This is a genomic window from Bradyrhizobium sp. AUGA SZCCT0222 (genome assembly GCF_018130205.1).
GTDB lineage: Bacteria > Pseudomonadota > Alphaproteobacteria > Rhizobiales > Xanthobacteraceae > Bradyrhizobium.
Genome location: NZ_JAFCLX010000048.1, coordinates 19,303 through 44,466 on the forward strand (window position 1 = coordinate 19,303; position 25,164 = coordinate 44,466).

22 protein-coding genes are annotated in these 25,164 nt (G+C 63.9%); 15 read left to right on the forward strand and 7 right to left on the reverse strand.

All coding sequences use genetic code 11. The features are described from left to right. The first annotated feature begins 8 nt into the window (after nt 1-8). From JQ629_RS29855 to mdlC, 3 genes are all read left to right on the forward strand, one after another. The gene (locus tag JQ629_RS29855; RefSeq protein WP_212415655.1) at nt 9-1,136 is read left to right on the forward strand and encodes a CaiB/BaiF CoA transferase family protein; all 1,128 of its coding nucleotides are present in this window, start codon (nt 9-11) and stop codon (nt 1,134-1,136) included. Then, the gene (locus JQ629_RS29860) at nt 1,133-1,987 is read left to right on the forward strand and encodes an HTD2 family dehydratase (RefSeq protein WP_212415656.1); all 855 of its coding nucleotides are present in this window, start codon (nt 1,133-1,135) and stop codon (nt 1,985-1,987) included. The genes JQ629_RS29855 and JQ629_RS29860 overlap by 4 nt, the downstream gene beginning before the upstream one ends. A gap of 114 nt (nt 1,988-2,101) precedes the next feature. Further along, nucleotides 2,102-3,721: a benzoylformate decarboxylase gene (gene mdlC, locus JQ629_RS29865; RefSeq protein WP_212415657.1), complete on the forward strand. Its 1,620-nt coding sequence runs from the start codon at nt 2,102-2,104 to the stop codon at nt 3,719-3,721. A gap of 114 nt (nt 3,722-3,835) precedes the next feature. Here mdlC and JQ629_RS29870 read toward each other — a convergent pair whose 3' ends face one another. After that, on the reverse strand, nt 3,836-4,630 hold the full coding sequence (locus tag JQ629_RS29870) for an SDR family oxidoreductase (RefSeq protein WP_192736602.1): 795 nt from the start codon (nt 4,628-4,630) through the stop codon (nt 3,836-3,838). 232 nt (nt 4,631-4,862) lie between these two features. On the opposite strand from JQ629_RS29870, the gene JQ629_RS29875 reads away from it, so the two are divergent. Together JQ629_RS29875 and JQ629_RS29880 are read left to right on the forward strand one after the other, a co-directional pair. After that, nucleotides 4,863-6,326 carry a YcjX family GTP-binding protein gene (locus JQ629_RS29875; protein WP_212415658.1) on the forward strand — a complete coding sequence of 488 codons (1,464 nt, stop codon included), beginning with the start codon at nt 4,863-4,865 and terminating at the stop codon, nt 6,324-6,326. Continuing rightward, a complete protein-coding gene (locus JQ629_RS29880) occupies nt 6,323-7,354 on the forward strand; it encodes a YcjF family protein (RefSeq protein WP_212415659.1) in 1,032 nt (343 codons plus the stop codon). The genes JQ629_RS29875 and JQ629_RS29880 overlap by 4 nt, the downstream gene beginning before the upstream one ends. Before the next feature lie 3 nt (nt 7,355-7,357). Here the strand turns inward: JQ629_RS29880 and JQ629_RS29885 are convergent, their stop codons facing one another. After that, on the reverse strand, nt 7,358-9,007 hold the full coding sequence (locus JQ629_RS29885) for a glycosyltransferase family 39 protein (RefSeq protein ID WP_212415681.1): 1,650 nt from the start codon (nt 9,005-9,007) through the stop codon (nt 7,358-7,360). Nucleotides 9,008-9,322: 315 nt separating this feature from the next. Here JQ629_RS29885 and JQ629_RS29890 point away from each other — a divergent pair, with 315 nt between their 5' ends. From JQ629_RS29890 to JQ629_RS29905, 4 genes are all read left to right on the forward strand, one after another. After that, entirely contained in the window at nt 9,323-11,056 is a 1,734-nt protein-coding gene (locus tag JQ629_RS29890; protein WP_212415660.1) for an adenylate/guanylate cyclase domain-containing protein, read from the forward strand. Between the two features lie 350 nt (nt 11,057-11,406). Further along, the gene (locus JQ629_RS29895; protein WP_212263462.1) at nt 11,407-11,652 is read left to right on the forward strand and encodes a hypothetical protein; all 246 of its coding nucleotides are present in this window, start codon (nt 11,407-11,409) and stop codon (nt 11,650-11,652) included. Between the two features lie 462 nt (nt 11,653-12,114). Then, a complete protein-coding gene (locus JQ629_RS29900) occupies nt 12,115-12,375 on the forward strand; it encodes a hypothetical protein (protein WP_212263461.1) in 261 nt (86 codons plus the stop codon). A 480-nt stretch (nt 12,376-12,855) separates the two neighbouring features. After that, the gene (locus JQ629_RS29905; RefSeq protein ID WP_027539571.1) at nt 12,856-13,056 is read left to right on the forward strand and encodes a cold-shock protein; all 201 of its coding nucleotides are present in this window, start codon (nt 12,856-12,858) and stop codon (nt 13,054-13,056) included. Nucleotides 13,057-13,193: 137 nt separating this feature from the next. On the opposite strand, the gene JQ629_RS29910 is transcribed toward JQ629_RS29905, so the two are convergent. Both JQ629_RS29910 and JQ629_RS29915 read right to left on the reverse strand, forming a co-directional pair. Further along, a complete protein-coding gene (locus tag JQ629_RS29910; protein WP_502753456.1) occupies nt 13,194-13,844 on the reverse strand; it encodes a hypothetical protein in 651 nt (216 codons plus the stop codon). A gap of 141 nt (nt 13,845-13,985) precedes the next feature. After that, on the reverse strand, nt 13,986-14,447 hold the full coding sequence (locus JQ629_RS29915; RefSeq protein WP_212415661.1) for an Lrp/AsnC ligand binding domain-containing protein: 462 nt from the start codon (nt 14,445-14,447) through the stop codon (nt 13,986-13,988). Between the two features lie 114 nt (nt 14,448-14,561). Between JQ629_RS29915 and putA the strand changes: the two genes are divergently transcribed. The 4 genes from putA to JQ629_RS29935 all read left to right on the forward strand — a co-directional run bounded on the left by putA (nt 14,562) and on the right by JQ629_RS29935 (nt 20,665). Next, nucleotides 14,562-17,573 (forward strand): bifunctional proline dehydrogenase/L-glutamate gamma-semialdehyde dehydrogenase PutA, encoded by a 3,012-nt coding sequence (gene putA, locus JQ629_RS29920; RefSeq protein ID WP_212415662.1) that lies wholly within the window; start codon nt 14,562-14,564, stop codon nt 17,571-17,573. Nucleotides 17,574-17,671: 98 nt separating this feature from the next. Next, a complete protein-coding gene (locus JQ629_RS29925; RefSeq protein ID WP_212391391.1) occupies nt 17,672-18,877 on the forward strand; it encodes a CaiB/BaiF CoA transferase family protein in 1,206 nt (401 codons plus the stop codon). Between the two features lie 133 nt (nt 18,878-19,010). Then, entirely contained in the window at nt 19,011-19,967 is a 957-nt protein-coding gene (locus tag JQ629_RS29930; RefSeq protein ID WP_349631347.1) for a phosphotransferase, read from the forward strand. A 53-nt stretch (nt 19,968-20,020) separates the two neighbouring features. Then, complete coding sequence (locus JQ629_RS29935; RefSeq protein ID WP_212415664.1) at nt 20,021-20,665, forward strand: glutathione S-transferase family protein; 645 nt, start codon at nt 20,021-20,023, stop codon at nt 20,663-20,665. Between the two features lie 130 nt (nt 20,666-20,795). Here the strand turns inward: JQ629_RS29935 and JQ629_RS29940 are convergent, their stop codons facing one another. The 3 genes from JQ629_RS29940 to JQ629_RS29950 all read right to left on the reverse strand — a co-directional run bounded on the left by JQ629_RS29940 (nt 20,796) and on the right by JQ629_RS29950 (nt 23,709). Then, nucleotides 20,796-20,963: a hypothetical protein gene (locus tag JQ629_RS29940; RefSeq protein WP_212415665.1), complete on the reverse strand. Its 168-nt coding sequence runs from the start codon at nt 20,961-20,963 to the stop codon at nt 20,796-20,798. 79 nt (nt 20,964-21,042) lie between these two features. Continuing rightward, nucleotides 21,043-22,599: a hypothetical protein gene (locus JQ629_RS29945; protein WP_212415666.1), complete on the reverse strand. Its 1,557-nt coding sequence runs from the start codon at nt 22,597-22,599 to the stop codon at nt 21,043-21,045. Between the two features lie 90 nt (nt 22,600-22,689). Continuing rightward, on the reverse strand, nt 22,690-23,709 hold the full coding sequence (locus JQ629_RS29950) for a hypothetical protein (protein WP_502753460.1): 1,020 nt from the start codon (nt 23,707-23,709) through the stop codon (nt 22,690-22,692). A gap of 251 nt (nt 23,710-23,960) precedes the next feature. Here JQ629_RS29950 and JQ629_RS29955 point away from each other — a divergent pair, with 251 nt between their 5' ends. Beyond that, complete coding sequence (locus JQ629_RS29955; protein WP_212415668.1) at nt 23,961-24,335, forward strand: Crp/Fnr family transcriptional regulator; 375 nt, start codon at nt 23,961-23,963, stop codon at nt 24,333-24,335. Then, the gene (locus JQ629_RS29960; RefSeq protein WP_212032766.1) at nt 24,332-25,144 is read left to right on the forward strand and encodes an MBL fold metallo-hydrolase; all 813 of its coding nucleotides are present in this window, start codon (nt 24,332-24,334) and stop codon (nt 25,142-25,144) included. Before JQ629_RS29955 ends, JQ629_RS29960 begins: the two co-directional genes overlap by 4 nt. The last annotated feature ends 20 nt before the right edge of the window (nt 25,145-25,164 follow it).

Sequence of the window (25,164 nt, forward strand, 5' to 3'; positions counted from 1 at the left end):
AACACATAATGCTGCCGTTAGAGGGATTGATCGTCGTCGCCGTCGAACAGGCGGTCGCTGCGCCGTTTTGCAGCTCGCGGCTGGCGGATGCCGGCGCCCATGTCATCAAGGTGGAACGCCCCGAGGGTGATTTTGCCCGCGGCTATGACGCCGCGGCGAAGGGACAGAGCAGCTATTTCGTCTGGCTCAACCGCGGCAAGAATTCCGTCGTCGTGGATCTCGCGACCAAGGAGGGCCGTGCGGCGATGGAAGAGCTGATCGCGAGCGCCGACGTGCTGCTGCAAAACCTCAAGCCCGGCTCGATGGACAAGCTTGGCTTCTCGCTGGAGCGCCTGCGAAAAGATTATCCGGCGCTGATCTGCTGCACCATATCAGGCTATGGCGATGACGGCCCTTACGCCGACCGCAAGGCCTATGACCTCCTGATCCAGGCCGAGAGCGGTCTCGCCTCGATCACCGGCGGGCCGGAAGGCCCGTCCCGCGTCGGCATTTCCGTCGTCGATATCGCGACCGGCGCCACCGCGCATGCTTCCATCCTTGAAGCGCTGATCGCGCGGGGGCGCACCGGCAAGGGCGCCGATATAAGGATCTCGATGTTCGACGTGATGGCCGACTGGATGGCGGTGCCGCTGATCAATTCGGAAGCCGGCAATCCGCCGAAACGGATGGCGCTGGCGCATCCTTCCATTGCGCCCTACGGCGTATTCCAGTCCAAGGACGGCAAGGGCATCCTGATCTCGATCCAGAGCGAGCGCGAGTGGAAGAAGCTCTGCGCCGAGGTGCTGGACCAGCCCGACCTACCCAATGATCCCCGCCTGGCCAACATGGTCGAGCGCGTCAGGAATCGCGCCGTCACCGACCAGATCGTGGCCGACAGTTTTGCCACGATGGATCGCGTCGATCTCCTGAAGCGGCTGGCCGACGCCGACATCGCGTTTGCCGAGGTCAACACCATGGCCGACCTTGCCACCCATCCCCATCTGCGCCGCATCGAGGTCGATACGCCGAAGGGCAAGGTGAGCTACGCCGCGCCCGCCGCGATCTTCGTCGGCGAGAACAGGCGTTACGGCGCGGTGCCCGCGATCGGCGAGCACGTCGAACTCCCCAAAGCTTCTGCACGGGCCAAATCGTCATGACGGAAAAACTCGACCTCGATCATTTGCGCGGCTGGATCGGAAAAACCACCGAAGCCTCCGACATCGTCACCGGGCAACTCGTCAAGGGTTTGCGCGCGACGCTGTTTCAGGAGATCGGCGAACCCAAAACCGGCGACGCCGCGCCCTGGACCACGCATTGGTGCCTGGCGCAGCCGGTGTTTCCGATGTCGCAGCTGGGCCCGGACGGCCATCCAACCCGCGGCGGCTTCCTGCCGCCGGTGCCGCTGCCGCGCCGGATGTGGGCCGGCGGCGAACTCGAATTCCTTGATGCGTTGCGCGTCGGCGATGACGCGAAGCGTACCTCGCGTATTGCCGACGTCACCATGAAGACCGGCAGCACCGGCGCGTTATGTTTTGTCGCGGTCGAGCACATCATCACAACCTCGCGCGGCGTTGCGATCCGCGAGCGCCAGGACATCGTCTATCGCGACCTGTCGGGCGCGGCGCCGGCCGCCTCTGCCAAGGCCCCTTCGCCGCCACCGGTCGCAAAGCACCGCGAAAGCCACATGGCCGATCCCGTGCTGCTGTTTCGTTACTCGGCGCTGACTTTCAACGGCCACCGCATCCATTACGACCGCGACTACGTCACCAAGGTCGAGGGCTATCCGGGGCTGGTGTTCCACGGTCCGCTGCAGGCGGCCCTGATCGTGGAGTTCGCCGCCAAACTGCACGGCGGGGCGGCGCCGAAGAAACTTGGTTATCGCGGCGTGCAGCCGCTGTTCGAAGGCAGCGAATTCTCGGTCAATGCCAACGACACCGGCGCCGGCCTGGAACTGTGGACCGCCAATTCGGACGGCCAGCCGACCATGAAGGGGTCGGCGACGTGGTGAAGGGTTGACGTCATTCCGGGGCGATGCAAAGCATCGAACCCGGAATCTCGAGATTCCGGGTCTGGTCCTGCGGACCATCCCGGAATGACGGTTTCCCTTTCTGAGGGCCCGACGTTGTCTCAAAATTCTTCCAAGACCAAATCCACCACCGTCAAGGACGCCACCTTCAACCTGCTGCGCGCGTTCGGCGTCAAGAAAGTGTTCGGCAATCCCGGCTCGACCGAATTGCCGTTCCTGAGCGACTGGCCTGACGACATCGATTACGTGCTGGGGCTGCACGAAGCCTCCGTGGTCGGCATGGCCGACGGCTATGCGCAGGCGACCCGCAATGCCGGCTTCGTCAACCTGCATTCCGCCGCCGGCGTCGGCAATGCGCTCGGCAACATCTTCAACGCCTACCGCAACCAGACGCCGATCGTCATTACCGCCGGCCAGCAGGCGCGCTCGATCATGCCGATGCTGCCGTTCCTGTTTGCCGAACGGGCGACGGAGTTTCCGCAGCCTTACGTGAAATACAGCATCGAGCCGGCGCGGCCCGAGGACGTGCCGGCCGCGATCGCGCGCGCCTACTACGTCGCGATGCAGCCGCCGTGCGGACCGACCTTCGTCTCGGTGCCGGTCGACGACTGGACGCGCCCGACACAGCCGGTCGAGGCGCGCCAGGTCAGCCGCGAGCTCGGGCCTGATCCGGCTGCGATGAAGGCGCTGGTATCAGCGCTCGCCGACAGCAAACGCCCTGCCCTCGTCGTTGGCCCCAGCGTCGATCGCGCGGAGGCCGTCGACCTGATGGTGCGCGTGGCGGAGAAAGCCCGCGCCGCGGTGTGGGTCAGCCCGTTCTCGGCGCGCTGTTCGTTTCCGGAGCGTCATCCGCAATTCGCAGGCTTTTTGCATGCCTCGCCGGGACAGGTTTCCGACGCGCTGCGCGACCACGACCTCGTGGTCGTGATCGGCGCGCCAATTTTCACCTTCCATGTCGAAGGCCACGCCGCGATCTTCGATGGCGCCACCACGATCTTCCAGATCACCGACGATCCGACCGCGGCGGCGGTGACGCCGTCAGGCACCAGTATCGTCGCGACGATGAAGCCGGCGCTGACGATGCTGCTGGAACTGTTGCCCGAGACCAAGCGCGTGATCCCTGCCGGCCGCGCGCTGCTTCCCGCGCCTTTGGCTGCGGATCCGATCCCCACCGAATTCCTGCTGGATACGCTGTTCCACGCCATGCCCAAGGATGCCGCGTTGGTCGAGGAAGCGCCGTCGCACCGCCCGGCGATGCAGAAATTCATGCCGATGCGCGGCCAGGACAGTTTCTACACCATGGCGAGCGGCGGCCTCGGCTACAGCCTGCCCGCCGCGGTCGGAATATCGCTGGGGCGTCCCGATGTGCGCACCGTCTGCCTGATCGGCGACGGCTCGGCGATGTATTCGATCCAGGCGCTGTGGACCGCGGCCCAGCGCAAGCTGCCGCTAACGGTGGTGGTGATCAACAATTCCGGCTACGGCGCGATGCGCTCGTTCAGTCAGGTGATGCAGGTCCGCAACGTGCCCGGCCTCGAACTGCCCGACATTGATTTTGTGAAAATCGCCGAGGGCATGGGGTGTCACGCGGTCCGCGTCAGCAAGGCATCGGAGCTCGGCGCTGCGCTGAAGCGCGGGCTGGCGCATGAGGGTGCCAGCCTGATCGAGGTGATGGTGGATTCGGCGGTGCCGCTGCTTTACACGAAGAAGGATTAGGGCGCCCCTCTCTCCGCGTCATTGCGAGGAGCACTTGCGACGAAGCAATCCATTCTTTCTTTGCCGAGCTCTGGATTGCTTCGCTGCGCTCGCAATGACGGAGGAAGACCTCCCTCACTTCCCATACGCTTCCCGCATCTTGGCCTGGATCTTCGCCATGCCTGATATCCAGCGATCGTAGTTCTCCGTCTTCTTGCGCATGTAACCCAGCACCTGCGGGTGCGGCAAAATCGCAAAGGTTTCCTGCTCCAGGCCCGCGAGCACATCCTGCGCCACCTGTTCCGCCGACAGGTCGCCGTCGCCGGATTGCGGGCCCTTGGGAATCGACCTGAGCATCGCGGTATCGACGCCCTGCGGACACAGGATCGACACCTTGATGCCGTCGGCCTTGTGCGAGATCGCGAGATTCTCCGCAAAGCCCACGGCCGCATGTTTGGTGGTCGAATAGGCCGGGCTACCGACCTGCGACAGAAGTCCCGCCGCAGAAATCGTGTTGAGGAAATAGCCGCCGCCGCGCGCCTTCATGCGCGGGATCAGGTGCCGCGCGGCATAGACATGCGCCATGACGTGAACGGCCCAGCTTCGCGACCAGGGCTCATCCGAAGTTCCGCCCGCGTTGGTGGACAGCGGATCGAAGCCGCCGCCGATGCCGGCGTTGGAACAGAACAACGCTATCGGGCCGAATTGCTTCTCGGTCTCCTCGATGACGTGCAGGACATCCTTTTCCTTGCCGACATCGCACTTGAAGGCCGCGCCATTGATCGGCGTGGCGACGGTTCGCGCGCCGTCCGGATTAATGTCGGCGACCACGACCTTGGCCGCGCCCGCACGGTGGAAGGCTTCGCACAGCGCCCGGCCGATGCCGCTGGCGCCGCCGGTGACAACCACGACTTTTCCGGTCACCTGCATGGCCGTTCTCCCCTTGATTACTGTTTTCAACTGAACCCGGATCGGAAACGTAAGCCTCGCCCGGAAAATTGTCACGGAGCGATAAAACGTGCCCCCAGGATCGTCAATGCGCTGCCCGATCCCTCGGCCGCCATCGCAACTGAAGCTTGATTTTGGCCCGCCAATCGCCACTTTTGCGGGTGATCGCCCGCCCATTGTCTCATTGCCCTCTCACCGAGCCTTCCACGACCGCATGGCCCCCAGTTTTCAGGATATCGTCGAGGAAGCGCGGCTGTCGGCGCGGGCGCTGCTCGATTACGGCGACAGCTTCTTCCACCCGACGGTGCGGCTCGGCGTCACCGGCCTGTCCCGCGCCGGCAAGACCGTGTTCATCACGGCGCTGATCCATGGCCTCACCCGCGGCGGCCGTTTTCCGGTGTTCGAAGCGTATGCGACCGGGCGCATCGCCCGCGCCCGGCTCGAGCCGCAGCCTGATGATGCGGTGCCGCGCTTCGATTACGAGAACCACGTCCGCACCCTGATCGAGGAGCGGCGCTGGCCGGCCTCCACCGTCGACATCAGCGAGTTACGACTGGTGATGGACTATCAGCGCCAGAACGGATCCGACCGCACGCTGACGCTTGATATCGTCGACTATCCCGGCGAATGGCTGCTCGACCTGCCGCTGCTCAACAAGAGTTTCGAGCAATGGTCTGCCGAGAGTCTTGCCCTCTCGCGCGAGGGACCGCGCGAAAAGCTCGCCACGCCGTGGCACGAACAGCTGGCGACGCTGAACGCCGAGGCCCGCGAGGACGAACCGGCGGCGCGCATGGCTGCAAAGCTGTTCACCGATTACTTACGCGCCTGCCGCGACGAGCGCTTTGCGATGAGCCTGCTGCCGCCAGGACGTTTCCTGATGCCGGGCAATCTCGCAGGCTCGCCGGCGCTGACCTTTGCGCCGCTCGACGTGCCAATCGACGGCACTGCGCCTGACGGCTCGCTGTGGGCGATGATGCGGCGGCGTTACGAGGCCTACAAGGACGTCGTGGTGCGGCCGTTCTTCCGCGATCATTTCGCGCGGCTCGATCGCCAGATCGTGCTGGTCGATGCGCTCGCCGCCTTCAACGCCGGACCGGAGGCGCTGCACGACCTGGAAGCCGCGCTCGCCGGTATTCTCGATTGTTTCCGGATCGGCCGCAGCACGATTCTGAGCAATCTGTTCCGGCCGCGGATCGATCGCATTCTGTTTGCCGCGACCAAGGCTGATCATTTGCATCATTCGAGCCATGACCGGCTCGAAGCCATATTGCGCCGTGCCGTGGCCAAGGCGGCCGACCGCGCCGAATATGCCGGTGCCGCCATCGACGTTGTCGCGCTGGCCGCGGTGCGCGCCACCCGTGAGGCGATGGTCGCGCGCGGCCGGGAAAAACTGCCCTCGCTGCTCGGCACGCCCGCCTCAGGCGAAGTCGCCAATGGCGATACGTTCGACGGCGAGACCGAGGTGGCGACCTTTCCGGGTGACCTGCCCAGCGATCCCGAGGAACTGTTCAAGGGCACGTTCCGCGGCCTCTCCAGCACGCCTTCCGAAAAGGCCGACTATCGCTTCCTGCGCTTCCGGCCGCCGCTGCTGCAGCGCGAAGGCGGCGAAGAACCGGCTCTGCCTCACATCCGCCTTGACCGCGCCCTCCAGTTCCTGATCGGAGACAAACTGCAATGAGCGAGAAGACGCCCCATCGGCGGCCGGCGACGTTCAAGCTCGACGATCCCGGCGTGATCGTGATGGATCCGGATGATGCCAGCCGCCCCGCGCGCGGCACGGTGCACATCACGCCGGAGCCCGACCCTGCGCAATTGCCGGTGCCGATCGACAGGCCGCTGGTCCCGGCCAGGCGCGGCTTCCGCTGGGGCACGCTGTTCTGGACCGCCACCGGCGGGCTGGTGTTGCTCGGCCTCGGGCTCGGCGTTGTCAACCTGATCGAGGATCTGTTCGCGCGCAGCCAGACAATGGGTTACGTCGCGCTGGCGTTTGCCGTCGCCGCCGCGCTGGCGTTGACGGTTGTGATCGCGCGCGAAGCGTTCGGGCTGGCGAGGCTTGCCGCCATCGAGAAGCTGCACCAGCGCGCCGCCGCGGTGTTGCTCAGCGACGATCGCGCCGCCAGCCGCGCCATCGTCAATGACCTCTTGAAGCTCGCGCATCAGAACCCGCAACTGGCGCGCGCCCGCGCCACGCTGGTGGGTCACGCCGACGACATCATCGACGGCGCCGACATGATCAAGCTGGCGGAGCGCGAATTGATGGCGCCGCTCGATGAGGAGGCGCGGCGGCTGGTCTCCACGGCGGCGCAACGCGTCTCGGTCGTGACCGCGGTCAGCCCGCGCGCGCTGATCGACGTGCTGTTCGTGTTCGTCGCCGCGATGCGGCTGATCCGGCAATTGGCGCGGCTCTATGGCGGCCGGCCGGGAACGCTCGGCATGCTCAGCCTGCTGCGCCATGTGATCGGCCATCTCGCCATCACCGGCGGCATGGCGATTGGCGACAGCCTGGTGCAGCAGATGCTCGGCCATGGCATCGCGGCAAAGCTGTCGCAACGGCTCGGCGAAGGCGTGCTCAACGGGCTGCTCACCGCCCGGCTCGGCCTCGCCGCCATCGACGTGACGCGGCCACTACCCTTCACCGCGCTGCCGCGGCCCGCACTCGGCGATCTCGCAAAAGACCTTTTGCGCAAGCGCGACGGCGAGGAGTGAATTCTAGACAGTGCCAGTTGCTGCGCCCTCTCCCCTTGTGGGAGAGGGCAGCTCCGGTGCCAGCAGCTCGCTCGCTTGGGTGAGGGGTTCGCTCCACTGGCACACCTCTCTCCGCGGAGAGAGACTCCTCATCCGGCGCTTCGCGCCACCTTCTCCCACAAGGGGAGAAGGGTACCCAGCCAGCACGCGCCAGCGGAACAGCGGCGTGTCCGGCGGCGGCGAGAGTTCGGGCGTCCAGCCGGTCAGCTTCTCCAGCGCATAGGTATCCATCACCACGCCGCGCCAGCTGCGCTCGACCCGTTCGAGCGGCTGCCGCTTGGCTGACGTGAGATCCCAGATCGGCAGGCGGTTGTCCGGCTCGCGCGCGACGTAGAGGCCGGCGTGATCCCGGATGAGGTTCATGCCGGGATCGCGAAAGTCCTGAAACCTGCCGCGCTCGTTGATTTGAATGACCGGCACGCGGCCGTTGAAATACCAGCGCAGCATCGCGTAGGTGCGATAGTCCGTCGTGGCGATCCAGGTCGCGCCGGTCTTCTGCAACTGATCCTGGGCGCGCGCCACCACCTGCTCATAACCGGCCTCGCCGCCGACCGGATCGGCGCGGCCGATCAGGTTCCAGGGGACCGCGACATAATAGAAGAACACGCCTACGACGAAGGCGATGCCTGAGATCACCGCCACCCTCGCCCATTTGACGGTGGATGTGATCATCCATTCCGGCCAGCCCTCGCGCGGCAGCATCGCAAGGTTGATGGCGGTGGCGGCAAATCCGGCCGGCCACAGGAACATCGGCCAGGTATCGCCGACGCGCAATGTCAGCGACTTCCAGAAAAAATAGCCGAACGGCACGATGACAGCGGTCGAGAGCAGGATCGCGACCGGCTCGCGATGGCGATAGCCGCGCCACGCCGTCAGCGCCACGCCCGACAGCACCACCGGCAACAGCACGAAGCCGACGAGGCCGAACTGCAGGCCGAGATAATCGCCAACGGTGCGGAAGGACAATTGATGGGTCGCGACCGCGCGCACGAACTGGAAGCGGAACGAGGCCCAGTCGTGCTGGTAATTCCAGATCAGCACCGGCGCGAACACGATCAATGCAATCAGCGCCGCTGCCCACGGATAGGGACTGAGCAGCCAGCGCCGCCGCCAGTCCGGCACCAGCGCAAACGCCAGCACTGCGGGCAGCAGCATGATCACGGTGAATTTCGACAGCATCGCCAGGCCGGCGAACAGCCCGGCGGCGAGCCACCAGCGCGCATTGCCGCTTTCATGGAGCCGGACCAGCGACCACAGCATCGCGACCGCGAGCGGGATCATCGCCGTATCGGGCGCCACCTTCGCCATCAGCAGCCCGTAATAAAGCGCGGCCTCCGGCATCAGCAGGGCGAACACGATGGCGCGAAAATCATGGGTGACGCGACGGACGATATCGGCAAGCAGCAGCTGCGTGATCAGCATCGCCACGATGCCGCCGAACCGCACGCCAAGATTGGTGTCGCCGAAAATCGCAGTGCCTGATCGAATCAGCCAGGCAATCCCGGGCGGATGGTCGAGAAAGGCCAGCGCGCTCTCCTTCGACCAGGTCCAGTAATAGGCCTCGTCGGTGCGCAGCTCGATTACCCCGGCATAGATCAGCCGCATCGCCGTCATCGCGGCGATCAACGCCACCACGGCAAGCCATGGCCGACGGCCGGCGCTGTCCGGCTTGTGGCTGTTGTCGGGGGCGTTCGTCACGGCGCTTTTTCTTCGACTCCCGAGGGGGTGTCAACGTTTCCAGGCGGAAAAGGCGGGTCGCCCCGGCCTAGTGCGCAATTGCGCACGGGGGCCGGGGCCCATAGCCACCGATTGTGGTAAGGAAAATGACTCCGGCCTCCGCGCCCATCGATGGGCCGCGGAGTATGGGTCCCGGCCTTCGCCGGGACGACGCCGGAAGGTATCATCGCTATTACTCATCCTATGGACCGCATGGCCTCCCTGTCCCGTAATCAAATCACAGCCGCCCTGCGCGGCACCAGCCTGCGGCAAATCCGTCTGGCCAGCGGCGTGGTGCTGTTTGCCTATCTGGTCAGCCATTTCGTCAACCACGCGCTCGGCAATATCTCGATGGAGGCGCTGGCCAGCGGCGTCTACTGGCACACGCTGTTCTGGCATTCTCTGCCGGTCACGCTGGTGTTCTATGCGGCCTGCCTCATTCACACCGGGCTCGGCATCTGGGCGCTGTACGAGCGCCGGCAATTCCGCTGGAAAGCAATCGAGCCGCTGCAGCTTGTCCTCGGCCTCAGCATTCCCGCGATGATCATCACCCACGTGATCGGCGTGAGGCTCGGCTATTCGCTGTACGGCCTCGAAATACTCTACCCGCAGGTGTTCTTTGCGTACTGGATCTCATGGCCGCCGCTCAAAATGTGGCTGCTGTTTGCGGTTCTGGTGATCTCCTGGACGCACGGCTGCATTGGTCTGTATTTGTGGCTGCGCATGAAGGCGTTCTACAAGACCGCCGCGCCCTATCTGCTGGCCATCGCGGTGCTGATTCCGACGCTTGCCATGCTCGGCCTCTATCAGGGCGGACGCATCGTCGTCGACAGCGACAGTGTCGAATGGCGGGCGGAGAACCTCAAACCATCCCAGACGGGGACACCGGCCGAAAAAGCCGTGCTGAACGAAATCACGGACTATCTTCTGATCGGCTATTGGGGCCTGCTCGTTATTGTCCTGCTGGCAAAAGGCGCGCGTGCCATCCACGAGCGCCGCGGCGGCATGATCAACCTGTCCTATGGCAACGGCCGAACGATCCGGGTGCCCAAGGGCCTCAGCGTGCTCGAGGCCAGCCTGCGCCACAACGTGCCCCATGCCAGCGTGTGCGGCGGCCGGGCGCGCTGCTCGACCTGCCGTATCCGCATCATCGGCGACCACCACGACCTGCCCGAACCCTCGCAGCGCGAAGCCTTCGTGCTCGGCCGCGTCGGCACGTCGGATCCGTCGATCCGCCTCGCCTGTCAGCTGCGACCGGCGAACGATCTCTCCTTTTTCCAGCTCTTCCTGCCGCACACGGAGTCGGCCGACGCACCGTCGTCCAGTCCGACGCGGATCGGCCAGGAGCGTTATCTCGTCAGCATGTTCGTGGACATGCGCGGCTCGACCAAGCTTGCGGAAAAACGCCTGCCCTTCGACACCGTCTTCATCGTCAATCGCTTCCTCGGCGCGGTGTCGCAGGCGGTGATCGAAAGCGGCGGCCGGCCGAACCAGTTCGTCGGCGACGGCATGCTGGCCCTGTTCGGGCTTGCCACGAACAGGCAGGAGGCCTGCCGGCAGGCGCTGCGGGCCGCCGCCATGATCGCCGCCAATGTCGACGAGGTGAACAGGTTCCTGGAACATGACCTGCGCGAACCGATCCGTTTCGGTATCGGCATCAATGGCGGCGAGGTGATCGTCGGCGACATCGGCTACCGCGACCATATGGTGTTCACCGCGCTCGGCGACCCAGTCAATGTCGCCGCACGCCTGCAGGACATGACCAAGAGCCTTGCCTGCGAGGTGGTGATCTCGGACGAGGTTCGCGCCGCCGCAGGCCTGTCCGCCGACGCGCTGCCGCAACATGAAGTCGAGATCCGCGGCCGCAACGAGCCGATGATCGTGCGCAGCGTTTCGGATGCGAGGGAGTTGACGGCGCTGGTCGACGAGAACGCCGCCGCGGCGTGATGGCGGCGTCAGCCGAAGTCGTAGGATGGGCAAAGGCGCACTTGCGCCGTGCCCACCATTCTCTTGCACGAATGCCACAAGGATGGTGGGCACGCGGAGCCTGTCATCGGGCGCGCATTCGCGCGACCCGCTGGCTTTGTCCACCCTACCATTCCATTCGCGCAACCTTTCCCTGAACAGGCATTCAGAAAATTCTGCCCGATCGAGACGCAGTTTTCTCGAACCCGCTTTTTGGCGCGTACGACTGATAGGCGATGGGTCAGACTGAAACTGAAACCCAGACTGAAACTGAAACGATCAACCCGCGCCAGGACAAGATGTCGAACGCGCATCATTGAAGGAGAAAGACCATGCGTAAAGTTGCTCTCGCTCTCGCCGCCGCCACTTCCCTCGGTGTTATGGCGCTGGCTCCCACCACCGCTTCGGCGGGAGGGTTTTGGCCGCATCACCACCATCACCACCACCACGGTCACTGGGGCCACGGCCACGGCTTCCGCGTCGGCTTCATCGGTGGCGGTTATGACGGCTGCTACGTGACCCGCCGGGTGTTCACCCCGTACGGCGTTGTCCTCCGCACCGTCAACGTCTGCTACTAATCGAACCACACGTTCGGTTCAGAAACCCCGGTCGCCCAGCGCGGCCGGGGTTTTCTGTTGTGGGTGCTGTTCAGGACCATGTGGCCGACCGGTCTCCCAGCTACCACGTCTGTCGTCATTGCGAGCGAAGCGAAGCAATCCATCTCGCGGCGTGCGAGACGATGAATGGATTGCTTCGTCGCTTCGCTCCTCGCAATGACGAATTTCAGTCCTCGCGCAACGCTCCCGTTAACGACGTGAAATCCGGCGCAAACCGAGCCGCCTAGCCCATCGCGGCTTTCCGTTTTGTGATCCATTTCACATCTGAACAGCCATTCAGGTAGTTGTCCGCAATGTAATGCGGCTTTCTCGAACCGGCTTTCTCCCACGCACGACTGATGGGCGATGGGTAAGACTGAAACCTGAACGATCAACCCGCGCCAAGACAAGATGTCGACCGCGCTTCACTCAAGGAGAAAGACCATGCTTCGTAAAGTTACTCTCGCTATCGCTGCCGCCGCCACCCTCGGCACCATCGCGCTGGCTCCGACCGCCGCTTCGGCGAAGCCGGTGCACTGGCCGAACTTCCATCACCACCATGGCCATCACCACCACGGCCACCACCACCATGGCTTCGGCTTCAACGTCGGATACGTCGGCGGCGGTTACGACGGCTGCTACGTGAGCCGCCGCGTGTACACCCCGTATGGCGTTGTGTTCCGCACCGTCAACGTCTGCTACTAATCGAACCACAAGCTCGGTTCAGAAACCCCGGTCGCCCAGCGCGACCGGGGTTTTCTGTTGTTGCAATGTAAATGTGAGAAGGAGGTGCAACCGATGACGCCGCTATGGCGCGCCGATTAACGATGCGGATGTCTCAACGCGAACTACAAAAACGAGCGGCGGATGAAGGCGCGGATGCCCCCCTCGGCGCGTCTATTTTGTGAACAACCCCTCCCCCGCACGCCAGGCGAGGGAGGATTATCTGGTCAATCCTCCCATCGACGAGGCTGACGCCGGCCACGATTTCGCCGCGTCAAATGAGCGCGAAACGGGCAAAACGGCGGAAATACGGTGCGATATGGCGGATTTTTGCGGATTCCGTGGTGCCGTTTTGCGCTACCCAGTCCGCCACAACCCGCGTATCCTGAAGTCTCGGGCATGCCCGGTATGTGCGGGGACCGGCGGCTCGGATATTTTTTTGATTCCGCGGAGACGACGTGAATGGCTAAAGGTACGGTGAAGTGGTTCAACCCGACCAAGGGTTATGGATTTATCCAGCCCAGCAACGGCGGCAAGGACGTTTTCGTTCACATTTCGGCAGTTGAGAAAGCTGGGCTTTCGACGCTTAACGAAGGGCAGACCGTTGAATACGAAGAGATTGCCAATCGCGGCAAGACTTCGGCCGAAAACCTCAAGGTTTAGCGCTACCGCGCGATCGGCAACGGCGCGCTCTCGGAAGTAATCCGGGAGCCGGGCTTGAAAAAACTCTCAAAAAACTGTGAGCGTTCGGCGGAGCGAGCACCGTAGTTGCTCGTACTCTCTTTGGGCCGACCGGCCGCTCAATCTTCCTTCACCCATTTGTCGACCGGCATGACGTCCGGGGGCTGCAGATAGCCCCGCGGCCAGAGGTCGACGGCCCATTCGGCCCTGGTTGCGCGCTCGACCAGCACGGCGGTGTTGTGCGGCGTCTGCAGCACCAGCGTATTGCCGCGATAGCGGGGATCACCGATCGCATGATGTTTCAGCAGCCCCCAATCCCGCAGCACCAGTAACAGGCTGGTAGTGTTGCGGGTGGTGTCCCAGCAATCGTAATTGTGCTTGTCGTCGAAATAGCGGAAATCCGCTTTCGCCACGCGCTTGTTGGTGCCGAGGATCGGTCCCATACGGCGGTCGAACCACACCACGGCCTTCTGCACCGCCGCGCGTTCGGCCACGGCCGACGCACGGCCCGCAGCCATGATCTGCGCCAGCGCGTTGCGGTCTCCCGGCGTGAATTCCAGTATCTCGCGGCGGCGGCAGACGAAGCCGTAGCAGACCGTCATCGATTTCGCCGACGGCGGATAGATCGAGACCGACGAATAGAGGTATGCGACCGCCGAACTCATTTCGGCCGCTTCGGAAGGCGCGCCAGACAACGCCGCCCCGACAACGCCAAGCACGCCCGCAAGGCGGGCAAACGTCTGGCGTAACGCTCGATCGGCGTCTCTCATGATCCCTGCTATCCAAACCACGGCGGTGCCCGAGAATTAGCGCGTGCCTTTCACGCTGCCAAGTTGCAAGACCGCCACCTGTGGAACAGGCCACGGCTATTTTTGGCGTGGTGCGTTTTGGTCACGGTCGTTTTGTTTGCGCTACCCGACCGGCAACGGCGCGTCGCGCTTGACCTCTTCCATGACGGCGTAGGTCCGCGTTTCGCGCACCCCCGGCAGCGCCAGCAGGGTCTCGCCGAGAAAGCGCCGATAGGCCGTCATGTCAGCGAGACGGGCCTTCACCAGGTAATCGAAGCCGCCCGCCACCATGTGGCATTCCAGCACTTCGGGGGCCGATTGCACCGCTTCAGCGAAGCGCTCGAACACGTCGGGCGTGGTCTTGTCGAGCATCACTTCGACGAACACCAGCAAGCCCAATCCCAAGAGATGCGGATTGAGCCGGGCGCCGTAACCCTCGACGAAGCCATCGCGCTGCAGCCGCTTCAGGCGCTCGCCGATCGAGGTCGGCGACAGCCCGATCCGCTCGGCCAGTTCGACATTCGCAATACGGCCATCCCCCTGAAGAATGGAGAGGATTTTACGGTCTATCTTGTCAATTTCCATTGTTTATCCGGTCAATATAACATTGTCACAAGTTTTATAAGGCAAAATAGCGAATTTGTCTATCGAACTACGGTTGGAGCAGCGTTAAATTGGGTTAGACCCGAGGGAATCATTATGCCGGACCAACCGCCACCTCTCCCGCCCTTCAACGCGACCTATGCGCCCGATGATTCGAAAATCGCCGCCCGGCTGCTCGCCACCGCCAAACTGAGCGGCGAGCAGGAGGGGCGGATCGACCGCACGGCCACGCGCCTGATCGAAGCCGTCAGAGCCAATGACGATCCGCTCGGCGGAGTCGAGGACATGCTGCGCGAGTTCGCATTGTCGACCAAGGAAGGCCTCGCGCTGATGGTGCTCGCGGAAGCGCTGCTGCGCGTCCCGGACGCCCGCACCGCCGACCAGTTCATCGAGGACAAGCTCGGCCAGGGCGACTTCGTGCATCACGAGACCAAGTCCAGCGCCTTCCTGGTCAACGCCTCGGCGTGGGCGCTCGGCATGTCGGCGCGGGTGATCCAGCCCGGCGAGACGCCGCAGGGCACCATCGGACGGCTGACCAAGCGGCTGGGCGCACCCGCCGTGCGCGCCGCGACACGCCAGGCGATGCGGCTGATGGGCAGCCATTTCGTGCTCGGCGAGACCATCGAGGCCGCACTGGCGCGGGCCGAAGCGCATGCATCGCGCCACCGGCGCTATTCCTTCGACATGCTCGGTGAAGGCGCGCGCACCGCCGCCGACGCCGCGCGCTATTTTGATTCCTATGCACGCGCGATCGATGCGATCGGCCGCGCCGCCAACAATCGACCCCTGCCCGACCGGCCCGGCATTTCGGTCAAGCTCTCGGCGTTGCATCCGCGCTTCGAGGCGGTCAGCCATTCACGTGTGATGAGCGAACTGGTGCCGCGCCTGATCGATCTGGCGCGGCAGGCCAAGACCTTCGACCTGAATTTCACCGTCGACGCCGAGGAGGCCGACCGGCTGGAATTGTCGCTCGACGTGGTCGCAGCGGCATTCGCCGATCCATCATTGGCGGGCTGGGACGGATTTGGGCTGGCGATCCAAGCCTATCAGAAGCGCGCCCGTGAGGTGATCGACCATGTCGATGGCCTCGCGAAAAACCTGAACCGCCGCATGATGGTGCGGCTGGTGAAAGGCGCCTATTGGGACACCGAGATCAAGCGCGCGCAGGAGCGCGGCCTTGACGGTTATCCCGTGTTCACCCGCAAGGCGGTGACGGACCTGAACTACGTCGCCTGCGCGCAGCAATTGCTGGGCTTGCGGCCGCGGATCTTTCCGCAATTCGCGACCCACAACGCACTGACGGTCGCGACGCTTCTCGAACTGGCAAAGGACAAAAGCGGTTTCGAATTCCAGCGCCTGCACGGCATGGGCGAGGCGCTCTATGCCCAGCTCAGCGAGGATCACCCCGATATCGCCTGCCGGACCTACGCACCGGTCGGCAGCCACCGCGATCTCCTCGCCTATCTGGTGCGGCGGTTGCTCGAGAACGGCGCCAATTCGTCGTTCGTCGCGCTCGCCGCCGATGAAGCTATTCCCGTATCAACGCTGCTACGGCGTCCAGCGGATGTGATCGGCAGTGCCGACAAGGCCATGCATCCGAACATCCCATTGCCGCGCGATCTTTTTTCGCCGCAGCGGACGAATTCGCGCGGGCTGGAATTCGGGGAGCGCGCGGCGTTGGGCCGACTTGTTGCTGGTGTTGCCGCGGAGACCACGCAAACGGCCGGCAGCATCGCCGATGCGACGCCGGCCGCGGTGAATACAGCGATATCGGCCGCGCGTGCCGGATTCAGGAGCTGGAGCCGAACGCCGGCCGGGACGCGAGCGCGCGCGCTGGAGAAAGCCGCCGACCTGCTGGAACAACGCACAGCACATTTCATCGCGCTGCTGCAACGCGAGGGTGGCAAGACGCTGGATGACGCGCTGTCGGAGTTGCGCGAAGCCGTCGATTTCTGCCGCTACTATGCCGCGCAAGGCCGCGAACAGTTCGGCGACGGCAAGGCCATGCCGGGTCCGACCGGCGAGAGCAATGTGCTTGCCTTGCGCGGCCGCGGCGTCTTCGTCGCGATCTCGCCGTGGAATTTTCCGCTCGCGATCTTCTTGGGCCAGGTCACGGCGGCGCTGATGGCCGGCAATGCCGTCATCGCAAAACCCGCCGAGCAGACGCCGCTGATTGCGGCCGAAGCCGTGCGGCTGTTGCATGAAGCCGGCGTTTCGCCTGCCGCGCTGCATCTGGTGCAAGGCGACGGGCGGATCGGCGCGGCGCTGGTGGCGCATCCCGATATATCGGGCGTCGTCTTCACCGGCTCGACCGAGGTGGCACGATCAATCAACCGGACGCTGGCGGCCAAGGACGGCCCGATCGTGCCGCTGATCGCCGAGACCGGTGGCATCAACGCCATGATCGTCGATGCTACCGCGTTGCCCGAACAGGTCGCCGACGACGTCGTCACCTCCGCGTTTCGCTCGGCCGGCCAGCGCTGCTCGGCGCTGCGCCTATTGTTTCTCCAGGACGACGTCGCCGGCCGCATGATTGAGATGATCGCAGGTGCCGCGCGCGAACTCCGGATTGGTGACCCCTCCGATCCCGCAACCCATATCGGGCCGGTGATCGATGCCGAGGCCAAACAACGCCTGGATGCGCATATCCAGCGCATGAAGCAGGAGACGCGGGTGCACTTTGCGGGCACCGCGCCGGAAGGCAATTTCGTCGCACCGCATATCTTCGAACTATCCGATGCCGGGCAACTCAAGGAAGAAGTGTTCGGTCCGGTGCTGCACGTGGTGCGCTACCGGGCCGACCGGCTCACTGCCGTGCTGCAATCGATCGAGCGTTCCGGCTACGGGCTGACGCTCGGTATCCACTCCCGGATCGACGATACCGTCGAAAACATCATCGACGCCGTTCAGGTCGGCAATATCTACGTCAACCGCAACATGATCGGCGCCGTCGTCGGCGTGCAGCCGTTCGGCGGCCATGGCCTCTCCGGCACCGGACCCAAGGCCGGCGGGCCGCATTATCTGGCGCGGTTTGCCACCGAACAGACGGTGACCGTCAATACCGCCGCCGCCGGCGGTAATGCAGCCCTGCTGTCGGGCGGGGAGTAGTTGCATCCCGCGCCCAAATGGCGTTGAAGTTTCAGCACGCACGGCATGCAATATTCCAGCGGAAGAAAAATCAGCAGGGTTACGGGAGCGGCACAACAATGGAAAAAGGCATTTTTGACGGCCTCAAGGTTCTGGACTGCGCGAGTTTCATCGCAGCCCCAGCGGCCGCCACCGTGCTGTCCGATTTCGGCGCCGACGTGATCAAGATCGAACCGCCGGTTACCGGTGATCCCTATCGCAATTTGCCGAATTTGCCGGGCTACCCGCACAGCGAACACAATTTCGCGTGGATGCTGGAAGCCCGCAACAAGAAGAGCCTGGCGCTCGACCTGACGAAGCCGGAAGCGCAGGCGGTGCTGTACAAACTTGTCGCCGAGGCCGACGTCTTCATCACCAACATGCCGCCGCAGGTCCGCACCAAGCTCGGCATCACCTGGGACCATCTGGCGCATCTCAACGACCGGCTGATCTATGCGTCGTTCACCGGCTATGGCGAAAAGGGCGAGGAAGCCAACAAGCCCGGCTTCGACTCTAACGCCTATTGGGCGCGCTCCGGCCTGATGGACCTTGTCCGCGCCGACGAGCACACCACGCCGGCGCGATCGATCGCCGGCATGGGCGATCACCCCTGCGCGATGGCGTTTTACGGCGCGATCGTGACCGCGCTGTTCAAGCGTGAAAAGACCGGCAAGGGTTCGCATGTCAGCTCGAACCTGATGGCCAACGGCGTCTGGGCGGCCTCGGTGCTGGCACAGGCCAAACTGGTCGGCGCCAAGTTCGGCGAGCGACGGCCGCGCGAGCGCGCGCTGAACGCGGTGACCAATCACTACCAGTGCAAGGACGGCCGCTGGCTGATCCTGTCGCTGCTGAACGAAGACCGGCAATGGCCGACGCTGGCGCGCTGCCTCGAGCGCGAGGATCTGGTGACCGACCCGCGCTTTGAAACCAGGAAGGAGCGCCACGCGCGCTCGCTGGAACTGATCAAGATCTTCGACGAAATCTTTGCCGGCAAAGACCTCGCTGAATGGCGCAAGATCCTCGACGGCAACGGGCTGGTGTTCGGCGTCGTCGGCATTCTCGACGACATTCCGGGCGACCAGCAGATGATCGAGAACGAAGTGCTGGTGCCGTTCGAGAACGACACCATGATGACCATCAGCAGCCCGATCTGGGTCGACGGCAGCAAGAAGGTCCAGCCGCGCAAGCCGCCCGGCCTCGGCGAACACAGCGACGAGATTTTGCGCAACGCCGGCTATGACGAAGCCGCGATCAAGAAGCTGCGCGCGTCCGGCGCGGTGGCGTGACGCTTGATCGGCTAATCCAGTCAGTGGGTGAATGACAGCGGACTCCATTCCGACAGCAGCTCAAGCCGGCCACCTCACCGACGTGCTTCGTCATTGCGGTGCACTGGGGCTGGCGCGCGTTGACGGGGTCACTGTGGCTGACACATTTGTCAAACAGCGTTCCCATACGCGCCGGCTTCGGCTGAGCTATCAAGGCACTGCCGGAGACGCTCCGGAATTCCTGATCCTCAAGATGGGGCATCTCGTTAGCGCGGGCCGTTCGGCTTATGCGAATCGCCGCGAAATTGGGTTCTATCGCGACATTGCGCCGTCGCTGCCGGCAGGCGTCGTGCCACGCTGCTTTGAGGCCGTCGAGAGTACCGACACAACCCCCTGGCATCTACTGCTCGAAGACCTCTCGGATTCGCATTTTCTCGCCACCGAGCATCCGCTGCCGCCGTCGCAAGCGCAATGCGAGAGCATCATGGTGGCATGGGCGAAATTCCACGCCGCGTGGTGGGACGATCCTCGCCTCGGCGCTTCAGTCGGAACCTGGCCCACCGCGGAGTGGGAGCAATATCTGCCGAGCTTTGCCGGCGAGCTCGCGGCGTTCACCGACCAGTATGGCCAGGTGATGTCGTCCAATCGACGTGAGCTGTACCAACGGCTGCTCGACCAGGGTCCTCGTCTGCTGGCGCGGCTTCATGCGCGCCGCAACCTCACGCTCGTTCACGGCGATGCCCATTGGTGGAACTGCTTCGTGCCGCGCGACGGTGGCTGCGACGTTCGGTTGATCGATTGGGAGGGCTGGAGTGTCGACACCGCGACATCGGATATCGCCTACATGATGGCGATGCTGTGGTATCCGGACATGCGGCGCCGGTTGGAGCGACCGCTGCTCGACCGCTATCATGCCGCGCTGCTCGCGCGGGGCGTGCGCGGCTACGACCGTCGGGCACTCGATGATGACTACCGCCTGTCGGTGCTGTGGCTGATCCTTCGACCCGTCGGTCAGGCTGCGTTCAATATCCCGCCACGGGTCTGGTGGCCCAACCTCGAGCGAATTTTTCTGGCGGTCGACGATCTCCGCTGCCGCGATCTCCTCACCTGAGACGATAACGCCACACGACGGCCGCACCAGCGCGCGCAACAAGGAGCCCCCAAATGCCCACCTACCGCCTGCATCATTTCCCGGAGTCCGGAAACAGCTACAAGCTTGCGCTGATGCTGACGCTGTGCGACCGGAGCTTTGAGCCGGTCTGGACCGATTTCGGCGGCGGCATCACGCGGTCAGCGGAATGGCGGCGCACGGTCAACGAGATGGGCGAAATCCCGGTGTTGGAGGAGGACGGTGTCCGCCTCACCCAGACCGCGCCGATCCTGCTGAAGCTGGCGCGGCAGTTCGGGCAATTCGGCGGCGAGACTGAACAAGAACAGTTCGAACTCTTGCGCTGGCTGTTCTGGGATAACCACAAGCTCACCAGCTACATGGCCTCATACCGGTTCATGCGGACGTTCATCCCCTCAGGCGATCCCGCGGTGCTGACATATTACCGCAAACGACTCGACGATTTCCTCGGCATTCTGGAAACGCACCTGCAACGCAATGCGTTCGCGATCGGCGCGCGGCCGAGCATCGCCGATATTTCCATGATGGCCTATCTGCATTATCCGAGCGACGAGACCGGATATGATCTTGCGGTGAGCCACCCGGGCATCAGCGCCTGGCTTGGCCGTATGGCTGATCTGCCCGGCTGGAAGTCAGCCTACGATTTGCTGCCCGGCAAGCGGCTGACGCATTACGCGTAGTGCGACGCGTTCGTACTGTCTCCCGTCATCCTGAGGTGCGAGCGCAGCGAGCCTCGAAGGATGAATCGGCCACAGCCGGGCCGCCGTCCTTCGAGGCGCGCAAGAGCGCGCACCTCAGGATGACGGGACCTCACCGGTTGAGCCAGGCCCAGACGATGCCAAAGACGATCACACCGGCAAGGACGGTGAGCGCGATCGCCCAGGTGCTGACGCGGACGTTGCTGACCGCCTCGCGTTTGGCTTCGTTCTCGGCGATTTCGCGATTCCGCTGCCTGTTCTCCTGGTCGGAAGAGCTCATCGCCGGTCCCCGCTCGATTGGTCATTGCCGGCATCCTAGCATTAAACGATGACGGCGCATCGGTGCTCGTGCCGGCCGGCTACCGGCTTTTCACAAAACACATGCCCATGCGCGCGTTCTTGCCGCTGACCTGACAGGCCAGCCCCTCAGCGCAGGTCCAGGCACGGAAGCTCGCGTCGTTGCTGGCCGTGGTATTGCTGGGAGCATAGCAATGTGCGCCCCAACCATCGCTATATTCAGTCCCCACCAGTTCCGTGCTGCCGCGCAATTGCGGGCGGCTGGCAAAGCCGCGGGAATAATCCGGCGCCTTGCCATCCCGTACTGCGGTGAGGATGTCACGGCGGCGAACCTGATCGCCGAAGAAGTGCGGCGAGGCCGGAACGACCGTCGAGTTGGAAGGATTGACCGCCATCCAGTCGACGCCGGGAAAATGAAATCCGCCGATGCCGCGCGTCTGGTGGCACCCGGAACAGGTGACATCGTTCAGCCGCCGCTCGAAGCCGCCGGCCGAGCGGATGTTTTGCAACTTCATACCGCCAGCCGCGGCCTTCTTCAGCGCCGTGACGACGTCCGCTTCGCTGAACACCGCCTTGGCCCCCTCGCCCTGCATCAGGCCGAATTCAGGCTGCAGGTCGGAAGCTTCAAATCCGGCCGGCGTTGCGGCAATCGCGCCGTTGGCAAGGAATTTTTCCGGGATCAGTACCGCGCCGGAATCGAACTCGGCGAGGTGTTTGGGATCGAGCAGCCATGACTTGAACTCGCGCCCGAGCGCGTCGTCAGCCAGAATGCGGTCGCGATCGATCTGGTTCTCCATCGGCGCTTCCCGAAATTCCCGCGCCGCGGCGTCGTAGCGAAACACCTTCAACAGGTAATCGGTGCGGAAATCCCGCACCGCCGATTTCGGCGCATGCGCGATCTGAAGGTTGGTCTCGATGCGATCGATGTTTTCATAACCGAGCAGATCGAGCGGACCGTTTTCATCCAGCAGCTTTTCCGCGAGCGGCGCACCGGTCAGCGAAAATTCGCCTGCGGCGAGCCATCGCTTTGCGATTTCGGAACAGGTGACGGGTTTGCCGTTACGGTCGATCCCATGACCGGCCTTGGCTTTCAGCACGAGATTCAGCGTCATCGGCAGACGGGGCAAGACTGCCCTGTCGTCGGTCCCCGGCGTTTTCATCCGCGTCAGCCGGTAGATCAGCCGGATGTCGCCGCAGCTGGCCTCGTCGACATAGGCGCGATCCATGCGGTTGACGATGCCCGCCAGCACGAAACGGGTGTCGCCGGAATCGAGCTGGATGCGATCGAACAGTTGAAGGGCAAAGCCATCACCCACGCCGATGGCTTCGCTCGGCAGGCTCCTTTTGTGTCGCACAATATAACGGTCGAACTCGGCGTCGATCGCCTGGCGCACCGGGAGCATCGACGGCAGGGTGAATAGCTGGCCGCTCGTGAGCGGAATATTGGCCGACCGCTCCGGCCACAACAGACGGCCGATGCCGAACCTGCCGCTGTCGAGTTCGCGCAGCACCAGGGGATCCGTTATCGCGGTCCCACGCTCCAGTGGCGCGGCAGACGCCGGCAATGCGCCGCACACCAGGGCGAGCATGATGACAAGAAATCGCAGCGCGCGGCTCATGCCCCACTAACACCGCGCGAAGTGGCCTATTCAAGTAAAAAGGCGCTTCACATCCCGGTGAAGCGCCTTCGTCATTCAGATTTCGCGTAATCAGCGGGCGACGATCAGACCCTTGCTGGTCACGACCACCCATTTGCCGTCCTGCTTGCGGATGGCATCGATGCGGCCGAGACCCGGGACAGGATCGCCGGCGTAGACTTCAAAGATGCCCTGGCGGCCTTCGATCAGCGCGCTGCCATTGGCGGCGTCACGCAACACCCAGCCGTCCACGGTCGGCAGCCGTGCAATCTCGGGCTTGGGCGCGGGCAGCGGCACCGCCGCGGCCGGCGACACCGTTCCCGTGACGTCCCTTGCGGCAGCCGGCGTTGCAGCGGCGACGGGTGCGGGTGCAGCAGCCTGCGTGCGGAGTTTTTCGACGGCCTCGCTGAGCTTGGCGAGCTTGGCGGTCGGTTCGGCCTGCGCCTTCTCGACCTTGTCGAGGCGGTCGCTGGTCTTGTTGAACTGGCTCACCCCGGTTTTGGAGGTGTGCTCGACGCTGGCCTTCAGCGCCAGGATATCGGCGTCGATCCGCGCCACCGAGGCTTCGAGTGCGCTGTTGTTGTTCGCCACGGCGGAATTTCCGGCCATCATCTGTCCAAGACCCGCGGTTGCCAGCGCGCCACCGAGCGCACCGGCGACCGTCGCCAGCGCCACCACAGCCGCCATCGCCGACATCCGGCGCTTGCCGGACACGCCGTCAGCTGCAACGGCCTCCGGCTTCGCATCGGCTTCGTCGCCGTTCCACGCACGCTCGCCGGGCGACATGATCAACAGCTTGCCGGGAATCCGCGGCGGTTCAACTTTCGGAGCTTCAGATGTGGCCGCTTCGACCTTCGCCGGTTCAACTTTGGTTGCTTCAAGCTTGGAAGCCTCGACCCTGGGCACTTCCACCTTGGGCGCGTCCGGCTTGGGAGAAGTCTCTTGCTGATCGGGCGCCAGCATCGGCGACGCGACCAGGGCCGGTGTCGCCGACATCAACTGCTCGCTGGCGGCCGACATATCGGGAGCGGCCGGCCCGGTGCCGACGAAACCGGTTTCACCGCTGGTGGCCTCGGACTGCTGTTCGCTCACGTTCAATTCTCCAGAATGGGTTGACCTTTTGGTAACTTTTATTGCTTGCGAAATCGTTACCGGGTTCCGCCTTACCGAAATTTTAGAAGGTCATCCGGGCCTGTTTGCGGCCGCAAAGCGTCGGCTGCGGGGCCGGCGACTCCGCCCGCTCGCCCATGCTGCCCTGCGGCAATCCCCGACAGCTCCGTTTGCGCCCGTTCATTTACCGACTAACATGGCCTGACCATCCAGCCAGAAGGCAGGAGGCCGCCATGACCATCGAAAAATGCATCAACGAGTTTGATGTAGATGACGTCATTTTTGAGGAAGGCTCGACCGGGCGCGAACTGTTCGTCGTGCTCGACGGCAAGGTCGAGATCGCCAAGGTTAACGGCGCCAGCAAGACCGTGATCGTCACGCTCGGCAAGGGAGAATTCTTCGGCGAGATGGCCGTGATCGACGGCTCGTCCCGCTCGGCGACCGCGATTGCCGCAGCGGCGCACACCCGCGTGATGCGGATCAATCACGCCCGCTTCGTCTATCTGGTCAGCCAGCAGCCGGCGTTTGCGCTGATGATCATGGATGCGCTCAGCAAGCGGCTGCGTGCCGCGAACGCGATCACGTTCAAAGCCGCGGCCAATCCATGAGCGAGCGCAGGCCAAGCCCGTTCAAGACCCTGCTCGAAAGCGACGTCTGCACGCTGATCGAGGCAGCCGAGGACGTGTACCAGATTCGTTTCAAGAACCGCGCGGCGAACGCCTATCTGGTGCGCGGCAGCTCGCGGACCATCATGATCGATGTCGGCCTGTCATCGAACTATCCGCATCTGCTGAAATGTCTGCAACACGTCGATTGTCCGCCCGAGAAAATCGACATGGTGGTGCTGAGCCATGAGCACCTCGACCATATCGGCGCCGCCTATCATTTCAATGGCCGCGCCTTCATCGCCGCGCATCGGCTGGCCGCCAACAAGATCATGCTGCGCGACGATTTCTCGATGCTGCGCAAGATGTTCAACGAACCGAATATCCCGATCAATGTCGACATCTGGCTCGAGGAAGGCAATCTGCTCGACCTCGGCAATTTCCGCCTCAACGTGATGTACACGCCCGGCCATACCTCGGCCTGCATCACGCTGTTCGACCAGGACAAGGGCCTGCTGTTCGCCTCCGACACGCTGATGCCGGGCGGCGTGATGGGCGGCGTATTCGGTTCCGGCAGCATCGCCGACTATATCCAGTCGCTGGAGCGGCTGAAGGGGTTGAACTCGAAGATCCTGCTGTCCGGCCACGGCCGCCTCTCCGACACGCCGCAGGACGATGTACGGGTCGCCATTCAACGTTCGCACAATTTGCTGTCCGACACCGCGCAATTGTTCGACGCGCTGGATGCTCGCTCGAATTTCGAACCGATCATGCAGTCGGTACGCGACCTCAACAAGCTGGATGACGGCTAAGCTGCCAACGCTACCAAATA

Bases quoted from the DNA above. Each gene is read 5' to 3' on its own strand.
- JQ629_RS29855 (WP_212415655.1), top strand. From the start codon at position 9: ATGCTGCCGTTAGAGGGATTGATCGTCGTCGCCGTCGAACAGGCGGTC.
- JQ629_RS29860 (WP_212415656.1), top strand. From the start codon at position 1,133: ATGACGGAAAAACTCGACCTCGATCATTTGCGCGGCTGGATCGGAAAA.
- JQ629_RS29870 (WP_192736602.1), bottom strand. From the start codon at position 4,630: ATGCAGGTGACCGGAAAAGTCGTGGTTGTCACCGGCGGCGCCAGCGGC.
- JQ629_RS29875 (WP_212415658.1), top strand. From the start codon at position 4,863: ATGGCCCCCAGTTTTCAGGATATCGTCGAGGAAGCGCGGCTGTCGGCG.
- JQ629_RS29880 (WP_212415659.1), top strand. From the start codon at position 6,323: ATGAGCGAGAAGACGCCCCATCGGCGGCCGGCGACGTTCAAGCTCGAC.
- JQ629_RS29885 (WP_212415681.1), bottom strand. From the start codon at position 9,007: ATGACGGCGATGCGGCTGATCTATGCCGGGGTAATCGAGCTGCGCACC.
- JQ629_RS29890 (WP_212415660.1), top strand. From the start codon at position 9,323: ATGGCCTCCCTGTCCCGTAATCAAATCACAGCCGCCCTGCGCGGCACC.
- JQ629_RS29895 (WP_212263462.1), top strand. From the start codon at position 11,407: ATGCGTAAAGTTGCTCTCGCTCTCGCCGCCGCCACTTCCCTCGGTGTT.
- JQ629_RS29900 (WP_212263461.1), top strand. From the start codon at position 12,115: ATGCTTCGTAAAGTTACTCTCGCTATCGCTGCCGCCGCCACCCTCGGC.
- JQ629_RS29905 (WP_027539571.1), top strand. From the start codon at position 12,856: ATGGCTAAAGGTACGGTGAAGTGGTTCAACCCGACCAAGGGTTATGGA.
- JQ629_RS29910 (WP_502753456.1), bottom strand. From the start codon at position 13,844: ATGAGAGACGCCGATCGAGCGTTACGCCAGACGTTTGCCCGCCTTGCG.
- JQ629_RS29915 (WP_212415661.1), bottom strand. From the start codon at position 14,447: ATGGAAATTGACAAGATAGACCGTAAAATCCTCTCCATTCTTCAGGGG.
- putA (WP_212415662.1), top strand. From the start codon at position 14,562: ATGCCGGACCAACCGCCACCTCTCCCGCCCTTCAACGCGACCTATGCG.
- JQ629_RS29925 (WP_212391391.1), top strand. From the start codon at position 17,672: ATGGAAAAAGGCATTTTTGACGGCCTCAAGGTTCTGGACTGCGCGAGT.
- JQ629_RS29935 (WP_212415664.1), top strand. From the start codon at position 20,021: ATGCCCACCTACCGCCTGCATCATTTCCCGGAGTCCGGAAACAGCTAC.
- JQ629_RS29940 (WP_212415665.1), bottom strand. From the start codon at position 20,963: ATGAGCTCTTCCGACCAGGAGAACAGGCAGCGGAATCGCGAAATCGCC.
- JQ629_RS29945 (WP_212415666.1), bottom strand. From the start codon at position 22,599: ATGAGCCGCGCGCTGCGATTTCTTGTCATCATGCTCGCCCTGGTGTGC.
- JQ629_RS29955 (WP_212415668.1), top strand. From the start codon at position 23,961: ATGACCATCGAAAAATGCATCAACGAGTTTGATGTAGATGACGTCATT.
- JQ629_RS29960 (WP_212032766.1), top strand. From the start codon at position 24,332: ATGAGCGAGCGCAGGCCAAGCCCGTTCAAGACCCTGCTCGAAAGCGAC.